Annotated in this window: 8 protein-coding genes and 1 pseudogene; 3 read left to right on the top strand and 6 right to left on the bottom strand. The window is 58.3% G+C overall.

The features are described from left to right. Positions 1–14: 14 nt before the first annotated feature. Positions 15–1,469, bottom strand: a complete 1,455-nt coding sequence (locus NH344_RS00890; RefSeq protein WP_054640939.1) for a catalase — start codon at positions 1,467–1,469, stop codon at positions 15–17. A gap of 181 nt (positions 1,470–1,650) precedes the next feature. Further along, a complete protein-coding gene (locus NH344_RS00895; RefSeq protein ID WP_058576930.1) occupies positions 1,651–2,682 on the bottom strand; it encodes a succinylglutamate desuccinylase/aspartoacylase family protein in 1,032 nt (343 codons plus the stop codon). A 243-nt stretch (positions 2,683–2,925) separates the two neighbouring features. On the opposite strand from NH344_RS00895, the gene NH344_RS00900 reads away from it, so the two are divergent. Both NH344_RS00900 and NH344_RS00905 read left to right on the top strand, forming a co-directional pair. Next, positions 2,926–3,537, top strand: coding sequence for a TetR family transcriptional regulator (locus tag NH344_RS00900; protein WP_054640938.1), 612 nt, complete (start codon positions 2,926–2,928; stop codon positions 3,535–3,537). Positions 3,538–3,608: 71 nt separating this feature from the next. Further along, complete coding sequence (locus tag NH344_RS00905; RefSeq protein WP_044627888.1) at positions 3,609–4,532, top strand: alpha/beta hydrolase; 924 nt, start codon at positions 3,609–3,611, stop codon at positions 4,530–4,532. Positions 4,533–4,541: 9 nt separating this feature from the next. Here NH344_RS00905 and NH344_RS00910 read toward each other — a convergent pair whose 3' ends face one another. The 4 genes from NH344_RS00910 to NH344_RS00925 all read right to left on the bottom strand — a co-directional run bounded on the left by NH344_RS00910 (position 4,542) and on the right by NH344_RS00925 (position 11,414). Then, positions 4,542–5,216, bottom strand: a complete 675-nt coding sequence (locus NH344_RS00910; protein ID WP_062359311.1) for a hypothetical protein — start codon at positions 5,214–5,216, stop codon at positions 4,542–4,544. Between the two features lie 215 nt (positions 5,217–5,431). Beyond that, on the bottom strand, positions 5,432–8,620 hold the full coding sequence (locus NH344_RS00915) for an efflux RND transporter permease subunit (protein WP_253027386.1): 3,189 nt from the start codon (positions 8,618–8,620) through the stop codon (positions 5,432–5,434). Continuing rightward, on the bottom strand, positions 8,620–9,897 hold the full coding sequence (locus tag NH344_RS00920) for an efflux RND transporter periplasmic adaptor subunit (protein ID WP_137093213.1): 1,278 nt from the start codon (positions 9,895–9,897) through the stop codon (positions 8,620–8,622). The genes NH344_RS00915 and NH344_RS00920 overlap by 1 nt, the downstream gene beginning before the upstream one ends. A 65-nt stretch (positions 9,898–9,962) precedes the next feature. After that, the gene (locus tag NH344_RS00925) at positions 9,963–11,414 is read right to left on the bottom strand and encodes a TolC family outer membrane protein (RefSeq protein WP_054640935.1); all 1,452 of its coding nucleotides are present in this window, start codon (positions 11,412–11,414) and stop codon (positions 9,963–9,965) included. A gap of 136 nt (positions 11,415–11,550) precedes the next feature. Here NH344_RS00925 and NH344_RS00930 point away from each other — a divergent pair. After that, positions 11,551–11,649: pseudogene (locus tag NH344_RS00930) on the top strand (cyanate hydratase); the annotation flags it as partial. Positions 11,650–11,674 lie beyond the last annotated feature (25 nt).

An 11,674-nucleotide genomic window follows, 5' to 3' on the forward strand; every position in this document is an offset into this window, starting at 1 on the left:
TTTCTTTTGGGAGGCTACTGCGCGCGAACGCCTTGCTCAATACGCTCGCCTACTTCTTGATCGATGTTGCGCCAATACTCAAACGCGCGCTCCAACACCGGCTCGGTGACGCCACCGGAAAGGTGCCCCACCACGTTGGAAACCAACCGGTCACGCTGGGCATCGTCCATCACCTCACGCACCAGGGTGTGCGCTTGGCTCCAGTCGTCGTCATCTTTGCGCAGCGTGTACGCGGTGCGTACGAATTGCCCATCCGTCGACCACACCGCATCTTCCGGGTAACGCTGCCCATCTGCCTTGGGGCCGCCTTTGCTATTGGGCGTGTACACCGGGTCGGTAGAGTGACGAATGCGCATCGCGCCGCCCTGGGTATAGCTATGCACGGGGCTCTTGGGCGTATTAACCGGAATATGCTTGTAGTTCACCCCTAACCGCGCACGGTGGGCATCGGCGTAGGAAATAGAACGAGCCAAGAGCATTTTATCCGGCGACAGCCCGGTGCCGGGCACCATGTTGTTGGGTTCGAACGCGGCCTGCTCGATTTCGCTATGGAAATCGGTAGGGTTACGGTCGAGCGTCAGTTTACCCACTTCGATCAAGGGGTAATCTTTGTGTGACCACACCTTGGTCAGATCGAAGGGATTAACGCGGTAGGTCTTGGCATCCTCAAACGGCATGATCTGCATGTGCAGCGTCCAGGTGGGGTAATCCCCGCGCTTGATCGCCTCAAACAGGTCGCGGCGGTGGTAATCCGCATCGCTGCCAGCCATCTGGTCAGCCTGTTCCTGGGTCATGCATTTGATACCTTGATCGGTTTTAAAGTGATACTTCACCCAAAACCGCTCGCCTTCTGCGTTTACCCACATATAGGTATGGCTGGAGTAGCCGTTCATGTGCCGCCAGGTGGCGGGAACGCCGCGGTCGCCCATGAGCCAAGCCACTTGGTGAGCAGATTCAGGCACCAGCGTCCAAAAATCCCACTGCATGTCGTGGTCGCGCAAGCCATTATCGGCGCGACGCTTTTGGGAATGGATAAAGTGCTGGAACTTCATTGGGTCGCGAACAAAGAACACGGGGGTGTTGTTACCCACCATGTCGAAGTTACCTTCTTCGGTGTAGAACTTGATCGAGAAGCCGCGCGGATCGCGCCATGTATCCGGGCTACCGCTCTCCCCTGCTACAGTGGAAAAGCGAATGAGGACATCGGTCTTCGCGCCTGGCTGCAGAAATTTTGCTTTGGTGTATTGGCTAACGTCTTGAGTGATTTCGAAGTGACCAAAAGCGCCACTGCCTTTCGCATGGGGCTGCCGATCGGGAATCATTTCCCGGTTAAACGCCGCCATTTGCTCCATCAGGTAGTGATCGTGCATCACGATCGGACCATCCGCGCCTACCGACAGCGAATGCTCATCGCTCGCTACCGGAATACCTGCTTCATTGGTGGTGGGATGCTGGCTACCACTGCTCATTGCTCTTCCTCCTTGTCACACTCGACATGGCACGGTCTGTACCACTGAAAATCACCGCTACTGCTTTTTAACGTAAGCTAAGACGGCCCCATACAGGTATAGTCAACAAGCCAGCGTCGCGCCATCCATGGCGCTGGTTATAGGGATATTGCTTTAATAGTTGATAGCTATAGAAGTAACGTCAATACAGCGCGTCTGGTGGAGGCGTCAGGCTGGACTGGAAGCTTTCGATGGCTGTCTCGGCTTCTTCGATCTCGTCGAAACGGGCAATGTGGTAAAGCGCCTCTCCTTCGTTGGCAAGCGGTAAGCGGCTCATGCCGATGACAATGCCGTCCGCCATGGCGCGCACTTCGTCTTCATCGTTGCCGAATGGATCTGCCACTTTGCCAAGCACCTCGCCTTTGGCCACTCGCGCCCCCAAGCGCACCTTGGGGCGCAAGATACCGTCGATGGGTGCGCGCGCCCAGCTTGAGCCATTGGCCAGTTCGGCCGGAGCCGGGGCACGGCGACGCTGCTCGCCTGTGAGCATGCCCAAGCGGCGCATGACGCGCAGCACGCCTTGCACCCCTGGGACAATGGCCCATTCATCGAAGCGCAGCGCTTCACCCGCCTCATAGGTGAGCACCGGAATACCGCGGCTTTGGGCGTAATGACGCAGGCTGCCCTCACGTAGTTCCGCATTCAAAATAACCGGCGCACCAAAGGCGTCTGCCATGCGCTCGGTTTCGCTGCCCGTACTTAGCTGTGCACGGATTTGCGGCAAGTTCGTGCGGTGAAGGGCGCCGGTATGCAGGTCAATGATATGGGTGGCGTGACCAACGATCTCATCGCGAAACAGCGCCGCGATTCGGCCGCCCAGCGAACCTTTTTCGCTACCAGGAAAACAGCGGTTCAAGTCGCGACGGTCAGGCAGGTAACGCGTCTGTTGGAGAAAGCCGAAAACATTGACCACCGGCACCGCAATCAGCGTACCACGTAGGCTATTGATCGTCTTCGAGCGCAGCAAACGGCGGACGATCTCCACACCATTGATCTCATCGCCATGAATCCCTCCACACACTAACATTACCGGCCCCTCTTTGCGGCCATGAACCACTTCGACCGGAATATGCAGCGGCGTATGGGTATACAGGCGCGCCACCGGCACGTCGATCTGTAAACGTTGCCCAGGCATCACGGTATGCCCAGCGAGGGAGAAAGGAGCTCGCGCCATGGCCATTCCTTATACATGCAGGGAGACATAGCCTGATACGCCATTTCTAAGTGGCGCCAGGGCTTTGAAAGGTTTTAAAACAGCGTTTCAAAATGAAATCATATCCGTTTCCAACCATTAAGTAACGTGCTTGATAACCTAGATTATCAACTTAGACCCATTATCCATACAGTTTTGAATGTAAAAAGGCACCACATCAGATAAAATAACGCCATTGTGTATCGAGAGTGAGGTAATGGTTTCATGGCAAGAAAAACCAAAGCGGAGGCTGCGGCAACTCGCGAAGCGCTGTTGGATGCTGCTGAAGAGGTGTTTTTCGCAAAAGGCGTTGCGCGCACGTCATTGGAGCAAATTGCTCGCCATGCTGGCCTTACCCGAGGTGCCGTTTATTGGCACTTCAAAAACAAGGGTGACCTCTTCATGGCGCTGGTACAGCGGGTGCGCATGCCATTTCAGTCGTTGATGGAAGAGGTCAATAACGCCGACCCCACGGTATCACCACTCGATGCCATCCGTCTTGCCTGCCATGCGGGCCTGAACCGTTTGGAGCAGCCCTCTCACCAGCGCATCCTATCGATTCTGCTGCATCGCTGTGAGTTCTTTAGCGACATCAATCCCATCGAAATGCAGGATGAAATTGCCGAAGAATGCTTCGACGAGATGCTTCTGGTGTTTCAGCTCGCCCAACAGCAGCAGCTATTACGCGATGATATAACACCGGAGATTGCCACGAGGCTCATGCAGTCTACTCTTGGCGGCCTGTTTCACGACTGGCTACGTAATCCCGATGCGTTTTCCCTACGCGAGCGCGGCGGAGTGTTGATTGACGCTTTAATGGCCATGCTCCACCGCTGAGATGACTTTCCTTCTCTGTTGCACTGCAACAAATCGCCTATACTGGAGCTATCTCATGAAAGGAGCCCAGTATGGATGCTTTGGAATTTATCCGCGTGCGCGAGTTGGACGTGGCCGTACGCATTTGGAACCCAAAAGCAACGCGCACTCTGATCGCTTGGCACGGGCTTGCCCGCCACGGCGGTGATTTCGCCGCGCTGGCGAGAGAGCTGGGCAGCGAGTGGCGCATCATCGCCCCAGACACTCCGGGTCGCGGACTCTCCAGCTGGTCGCTGTTTCCCGCCCATGACTATCTCTACAGTCACTACATCACCATTGCCGTTGCGTTGCTGGATCATTACGAGCTCGACCAGGTGGACTGGCTGGGGACGTCCATGGGCGGCCTGCTGGGCATGTTGATCGCAGCAGACACACAGCACCGCTCGCGCATTTCACGGCTGATACTCAACGACGTGGGGCCCGAGCTGAATAAAGAGGGTCTGATCGCCCTGTCGAGCTACTTTGGCGTGATACATCGGTTCAACAACTTTGCCGACTTAAAAGCAGAACTTACCCAGCATTACGCCAGTTTTGGTATCACCTGCGAGGAGGAGTGGCGAGAGCTGGCCTTGAACAGCGCACGCCGCCTACCCGACGGAAGCTGGACCTACCACTTCGACCCGCGCATTGGCGAACAGTTTATCCACGACACACCCAGAGACACCTGGGCCGACTGGGCCAACATTCGCTGCCCGCTGATGGTGATTCGCGGAGAGACATCGACCCTATTGGATGCCGAGACGCTACCCAAGATGGCCGAGGTCCAGCCTACCTTGACGACCTTGACCGTCACAGGATGCGGCCACGCTCCGATGCTCAACACGCCCGAACAGGTCACGCCCATACGCCACTTCCTCGACGCGCCTGCACGCACACATCGCGAACGTGCCGCCACCGCTGCGCCCACCCTATTGACCTGGCTGACGAGACAGTGGCAGCGCTGGTTTCATCGCTGAAGGCAGCCGTTAGGTGGAGTATCCGTTAAGATGCTGCTTGTGCTGCAAACGAAGCTTATTGATACGCACCCATGTATCCAGATAGTGCTGCTCTAGCACGCTGCGGTATGCCCCTTCCTTGGCTAGATACTTCACCAACACACGGCGCTCACCCGGCTGCGGGCAGTCCCCGGCTTTACAGTGCAATGTGACCGTACTGCTGGGCTCATTGAGCAGCGTAGCGCTGGCAGATTCGTCGTTTTGGCGCTCTGCCACCACGACGGTAGCGCCCAGCAGACAGCGACGTTTGAAGGGTTGATAACGGTGCAGCGCACGCTGCAGCGCATGGCATAAAGCGGCAGCGATGGGGGAAGCTACCGCGAGCGCAGCCCACACGACCAACACCCCGACCGGCACCCTGAGCAATCCAAGCGGCATCCATCGCAGAGCGAGCAGCTCGACGGCTAGTGATAACGCACCGGCAATGAGCATCAAGAAGCTGAGCGCCAGCGTGGCGGGAACCCCGGCAAACCCAAGCGATACCAACGTGCTGGCCATATGATCATCGCGTAAGCTGTCGCGCTCGAAAAGCTCCAAGGGGGCTAGCCGAATGAGCACTAGCAGCCAATAGAGCGCGATCAGCGCCAACAGGAAGGTAAATACGATGGTAGGAAACTGCAGAGCAGCCGATATGAGAGTTTGCATGGCGTGTTCTCCTCCAGGCATATTGCCCAGTGTTGTTTTCGCCTGACCTAAGCTTTATTTATTAGCGTTTATTAGCACAAGCTGAAAACGGTGGTCTCTACTAGCGTAGCGCATCTTATCGGCTTATGAAGTCCTTCATTTGACTCGTGTCAGGCCCCCATACAAAAAACGGGCGCCCTGTTAAAGGGCGCCCGTCGTAGGCCTAGCAAGAACGCTTAAGCGTTATCGTGGCCAAGCTCCGCTTGCTCTTGGCGATCCTGGTTCGGATGGCGCTTGCGGTAGAGCCAATCCGAGACCGACGCGATCATGGCGTAGAAGCTGGGAATAAACAGGCTGCCCAGAATCGCCACTGACGCCATACCCATCGCCACTGTGGTACCGATGTGGTGGCTACTCACGTCACTTGCGCCGGTCGCCAGGGCCAACGGCAAAGTGCCGAAGATAAACGCCAGCGAGGTCATGACGATTGGCCGGAAGCGCAGCTCAGCGGCGGTAATCGCCGCTTCGCGAATCGATTTACCCAGCTCTTTACGCTGCAGCTCGGCAAACTCGACGATCAGGATAGCGTTCTTCGCCGCCAGGCCAACCACCACCAGCATGCCGATCTGCACGTAGACACTGGTATCCAATCCGCGTAGCACGATACCCGCGATGCCGCCAAGGAAGGCGAAAGGTGTAGCGGTGAGAACCGCCAACGGCAACGACCAGCTTTCGTACTGTGCCGCCAGAATCAAGAACACCATCAAGATACCGAACACGATGGCCAGCGTGGCGGTATTACCCAGGTTGGACTCCTGATACGCCGTTCCGGTCCAGCCCATGCCCCAGTTATCGCCCAGCGTCTCTTGCACCACTTCTTCCATGGCCTCGATGGCTTGGGCCGAGCTGTAGCCGGGTGCAGGGTTACCCTGGAATTGCGCCCCCGCGTAGACCCCAAAACGCGACACCACCGCAGGTCCCGTTTGACGCTCTAGCGTGACGAACTCAGAGAGTGGAATACGCTCGCCATTACCGCCGCGCACGTAGACGTTGTTGACGTCTTCCGGTGTTTTACGGAACTCGTCCTCGTTCTGTAAGTACACCTGGAAGTTGCGGTTTTGGTAGCTAAAGTAGTTCACAAACCCATTACCAAAGGTGTTCGCCAGCGCCGAATTGATGTTCTCCAGCGCAACGCCGTAGCTGAGTGCTTTTTGCTGGTCGATCTCCGCCCGGTAAGAGGGCACGTTCACGTTAAACGTACTGAACACTCGGTTAAGCACAGGGTGCTGATTCGCGGCCTGCATGATTTTCAGCGAAGCTTCATACAGCTCACGGGTGGAGGCACCATCGAACGACTGCAGGTAACCGGTGAAACCACCCGTGGTGGATAGCCCCATGATCGGCGGCACGTTGAAGGCCATGGCCGAACCACCGTCGATGCTGGCACCCAGCTGCATGATACGGCCCACCAGCTCGTTGGCGGTCAGGTCGCGCTCCGACCAGGGCTGCATGTTGACGAACATGATCCCGCGTGCGGTGTTCACCGCGCTGGACAGAATGTCATACCCTGCCACCGCCGAGGAGTACTGCACGCCAGGGATATCTTCAATGGCAGCACTTAGCTCGGCCATGTAGTTCTGGGTACGATCCAGCGAAGCGGCGTCCGGCAGCGACACGCTGACCAGCACGATCCCCTGGTCCGTTTCGGGCACCAGCGTGGAGGGCGTATTGGCATACAGCCAATAAGAGCCCGCCCCTACTGCCACGGTCAGCGCCAGCGCCAGCACCCAGAAGCGCACCAGCTTCTTCACGAACCACATGTAGAGCGCCGTGAAGCCTGCGAAGAAACGATCGAACAGGCGCAGCGGCGTGGTAATCGCACGCTTGAAAGCGGACTGACGGGTCTTGTGCAGGTTGTGCTTGATGAAGATCGCGGACAGCGCCGGGGTGAAGGTCAGTGCCATCAGCGCCGACAATGCCACCGAGATCGCCACGGTAATCGCGAACTGCTGGTAGATCTGGCCCGTGAAGCCGCCCATGAAGGCGACCGGCACGAACACCGCCGCCATGATCAACGACGTGGCGATGACCGGCCCACCGACCTCTTTCATGGCGCGAATGGTGGCATCGCGAACGCTGATATCGTCCTCTTCGCTGAGCACCCGCTCGACGTTCTCCACCACCAGAATCGCGTCATCCACCACGATACCGATCGACAGCACCAGCGCGAACAGCGTCAACAGGTTGATCGAGAAATCGAACAGATAGAAGCCCGCAAAGGTACCAATCACCGACACCGGCACCACCGACATCGCGATGACGGTAAAGCGCCAGTTCTGCAGGAAGATAAACAGAATCACGATAACGATCAGGAACGCTTCGATGAACGTCTTGAGCACCGTCTCGACGGACGCATCGATGAACAGCGTCGTATCGTAAGGCGTCACGTACTCGAGCCCCGGCGGGAAGCGTTCAGCCAGATCTTCCATGGTCGCCCGAACCGAGTTGGCCGTCTCCAGCGCGTTGGCGCCCGGCTGCTGGTTGATGATGATGGGCGTCATGGTCGCGCCGTTCAACCGCGCATCCACGCCGTAGAAAGAGGCGCCCAGCTCGATCCGCGCCACGTCTTCCAGGCGCAGTGAAGAGCCATCGGCATTGGTGCGCAGGAAGATGTTACGGAAATCATCCGGGCTGGAAAGACGCCCGCCAGCGGTAATGGTGTAGGTATAGGCACGCGGCTCGCTCTGGGGCGTCGCGGCAAGATTACCGGCCGGAATTTCGGTGTTCTGAGCGCGAATGGCACTGGCCACTTCGCTCGGGGTCAGGTCGTACTGGGCCAGTTTGTCGGGATCCATCCAGATCCGCATGGCAAACTCGCCGCCCCCCAGCACCTCGGCGTTGCCCACCCCAGGCACCTGGCGCAGCTCATCGAGAATGTTGAGCGTGGCATAGTTCTGCATGTAGACGTTGTTGTAGTCACCGCTGGGCGAGGTCAGCGCCACCAGCATCAGAATGGAGTCGGAACGCAGCTCCACGGTGACACCCTGAGACTGAACGGCCTCTGGCAACTGGGACAGTGCCCCCTGCACGCGGTTGTTAACGTTGATGGTGTTGATATCACCATCGGTACCGATGTTGAATGCCACGCTCAGGCTCATCAGGCCGTTGTCGGCGCTGTTGGAGGTCATGTACAGCATGTCCTCCACGCCGTTGATGGCTTCCGCCAGGGGCGCGGCCACGGTTTGTGCCACGGTCTCCGCATCGGCACCGGGGAACTGCGCCTGTACCGAGACCGTAGGCGGCACCACGCTGGGATACTGCTCGATGGGCAATATCCGCATCGCCATCGCGCCTACCAGCGTCAGGATAATCGCCAGCACCGTGGCGAATATCGGACGACTGATAAAGAAGTTAGAGAAATTCATTATTGGGCACCCTCTTCCCCTTCCGCGGGCGCATCACCGGCGCCTTCGGACATCTCGGCAGCCGCTTCGGCCTGCTCCTGCTGCTCCTGCGCTTCGGCTTCTTCCACGTCATCGACCAGCTGTTCTGCATCGCCATCGAAACGCACCGGGTCGATCTCCATGCCCGGCTCGATACCCGCCGGGTCACCTACCACAACGCGCTCGCCAGGCTCCAGGCCATCCAGGATGATCTGCCAGGGACCAGCCACATCGCCCAGTTGAACCGTCCGCTCACGCGCCTTGCTTTCGTCGTCCAGCACGAAGACACGAGGGCCCATCAACCCTTGGGTAACGGCAATTTCAGGCACCGCCATGACGTCGAAGCGCTTCAGGCCTTCAAGGCGTACGCGCACGAACTGGCCCGGCAGTACTTCCCCGTCAGGGTTGTCGAACGTGGCCGATGCTTGCACCGTACTGGTGCCGGTATCCACGCGGGAACCGAGGAAATTCAGGCGGCCCGCCAGCTCACCACCGGCGCTACCCGCTAACCCGGGCACGCTGAGATGGGCGGTAATGGAGGACATGTCACCGGCGCTGTCGGCCAGCTGACGACGCAGCTCGAAGGCATCACGCTGGGGTAGCTGAAAGCGCACTTCCAGCGGATCCAGAGGCGTGATCGTGGCAAGCTCGGTGCCCGACGTCACCAAGTTGCCCACGTTGATCTGGCTCAAGCTGATCATGCCCGACACGGGCGCGGTGACGTTGGAGTATCCCAGATCCAGATTGGCACTGGTGAGCGCGGCTTCCGCCTGTGCCACTCTGGCCTGCGCGACCCGCTGCTCTGCCAGCGCCTGGTCGTACTGCTGGCGGCTGACCGAGTTCTGGCTCAGCAGCTGCTCGAAACGCTGCGCATCCCGCTGGGCGCGTGCCAGCTCTGCCCGGGCGCTCTGCAGGTCTGCTTCACGCTGGTTCACCGTGGCCTGGTACAAGTCCGGCTCGATGGTGTAGAGGCGATCTCCCTCCTCGACCATTTGCCCGGGTTCGAAGTGGCGCTCTTCCAAAAAGCCGCTGACGCGTGCCACGAGCGTCACTTCAATATCGCTGCGCAACAGCGAGGGGTAGGATTTATCCAGCGGTATGTCCCGACGCGCTATCTCAGTGACCTCCACCGGGTGGGGCGGCGCTTCCTGCTGCTGGCTTTGCTGCTCCTGTGGCTGCTCCTGTCCACACGCCGTGAGCGCTAATGCGGCGATCAGCGTCACTAGACTCGCTCTACCTGAGTAAATCACTCTTTTCATGCGTCGAATTCCCATTCATTTTTCTAAACATTGACCGATCGCCAAGAAGGCATGCACAGCGTACGTCAGGCACCTGGAGTGGGCGGTGCACCAATATCCATTGCACGCTGATACGCGTCGGGCTCATTGCTTTCCGGTAGGATAAAGTGGATGTCCTCGCCCGTGAGCCACGCGTTCACTTCTTCGATGGCCTCGACATCGAGCAGCCCTGCCTGCTGACGCAGCGACAGCAGATTCACGACATAGTCGTAACGCGCCTCGGCATAATTGGCGATGGCGTTATAGAGGCTTTGCTCGGCATTGAGCACGTCGACGATATTGCGCGTACCCACTTCGTAACCCGCGCGGGTCGCTTCCAGCGCGCTGCGGTTGGACACGATGGCCTGCTGGCGCGCTTCGACCGTTTCGACGTTGTTGCTGACCTGGGTATAGAGCGAGCGAACCTGTTGAATCGTAGTGCGGCGCTGAGACTCGAAGTCGTACTGGCTGCTCTCCAATTGGAAAGTGCCTTGTCGAATGCTGGCACTGGTGCTGCCGCCGGTATAGATCGGCACGTTTGCAGACACACCGACCTGAGCGGAGGTGACGTAACCGCTGACCAGCACCAGCTCGCTATCGCTGTCAGCGTACTGATAGTTGGCAAACGCTTGTACTGTGGGCAGGCGGCCAGCACGCGCCAGCTCGACACCCACGCGGGACACTTCAATACCCGCCTGCTGGGCGAGCACCTGGGGGTTACGCTCAATGGCTTGCTCAACCCAGTAGTTACGATCGGTGGGAGAAGGCACCGCGATGGGCATGCTGTCACCGAGCGCCTCGATGCTGGCATAGCGCTGGCCGGTAAGTTGCTCCAACACCTCAAAGGCTACCTGGAGGTTGCTCTCTGCGGCAATACGGTCCGCCCGGGACTGGTCGAAGCTCGCCCGCGCCTCTTCCACCTCGGTGATCGCAATCAAGCCCACCTCAAACTGCTCACGAGCCTGCTCCAACTGGCGTCCGATGGCACGCTCTTGGGCTAGCCGTGCTTCCAACACTTCATAGGCACGCAAGATATCGAAGTAGGCGCTGGCCACATCAATCAGCAGCTGCTGTTCGGTGGCAGCCAGCAAATAAACCTGTTGATCAATCTGGCGCTCTGCCTGAGTTACTTCCTGGCGCGTCACGGCATTGAACAGCGCTTGCGTGGCTTCCAGCGTTAATGAAACGGTGTTGTAGCTGTCATCACCACCACCTGCGCCTGTGTTACGGGCAGACCCCTGGCTCTCAAACTGCTCGTTATGCGTGGCGCTACCGGAGGCATTCACCTGGGGCAGCAACCCACCCCGCGCTACGTCTCGCGCCGCTTCTACACCGGAAAACTCTGACCGGGCTGATGCCAATGCCGTATTGTTGTTCAGCGCATCACGGGTGATGGTCACAAGATCCGCCGCTTGAGCTGGCAGGATAAAAGAAGACGTGAGCACTGCTAACAACAGGGGGCGAAAGGGGGCATTGACTGCCCAGTGTGCTAGTCGCATGGGATTGCCTCTAGGTGTCAACGTAAGACGGCGCAGCACGGCACCATTATGAAAGAGTGGCATTATAGTTACATTCATGTATGTATGCTAGACTTGAAGTTGCCTGATTTGTGTGTACAACACTGATGTCAAGCAGATCGACTTCACCATGGAAGTGGACAAAATCGAAGACCCCAAGGGCGACCGCGTGCTGCTCACCTTGAACGGCAAGTTCCTGCCTTATAAATCCTGGTAAGCAGCCTGCATAAAACACGCTAATA

This window comes from Halomonas sp. Ps84H-12, assembly GCF_024124725.1.
GTDB lineage: Bacteria > Pseudomonadota > Gammaproteobacteria > Pseudomonadales > Halomonadaceae > Vreelandella > Vreelandella aquamarina.

Excerpts from the sequence above, each read along its gene's own strand:
- NH344_RS00890 (WP_054640939.1), bottom strand. The coding sequence starts at position 1,469 with ATGAGCAGTGGTAGCCAGCATCCCACCACCAATGAAGCAGGTATTCCG.
- NH344_RS00895 (WP_058576930.1), bottom strand. The coding sequence starts at position 2,682 with ATGGCGCGAGCTCCTTTCTCCCTCGCTGGGCATACCGTGATGCCTGGG.
- NH344_RS00900 (WP_054640938.1), top strand. The coding sequence starts at position 2,926 with ATGGCAAGAAAAACCAAAGCGGAGGCTGCGGCAACTCGCGAAGCGCTG.
- NH344_RS00905 (WP_044627888.1), top strand. The coding sequence starts at position 3,609 with ATGGATGCTTTGGAATTTATCCGCGTGCGCGAGTTGGACGTGGCCGTA.
- NH344_RS00910 (WP_062359311.1), bottom strand. The coding sequence starts at position 5,216 with ATGCAAACTCTCATATCGGCTGCTCTGCAGTTTCCTACCATCGTATTT.
- NH344_RS00915 (WP_253027386.1), bottom strand. The coding sequence starts at position 8,620 with ATGAATTTCTCTAACTTCTTTATCAGTCGTCCGATATTCGCCACGGTG.
- NH344_RS00920 (WP_137093213.1), bottom strand. The coding sequence starts at position 9,897 with ATGAAAAGAGTGATTTACTCAGGTAGAGCGAGTCTAGTGACGCTGATC.
- NH344_RS00925 (WP_054640935.1), bottom strand. The coding sequence starts at position 11,414 with ATGCGACTAGCACACTGGGCAGTCAATGCCCCCTTTCGCCCCCTGTTG.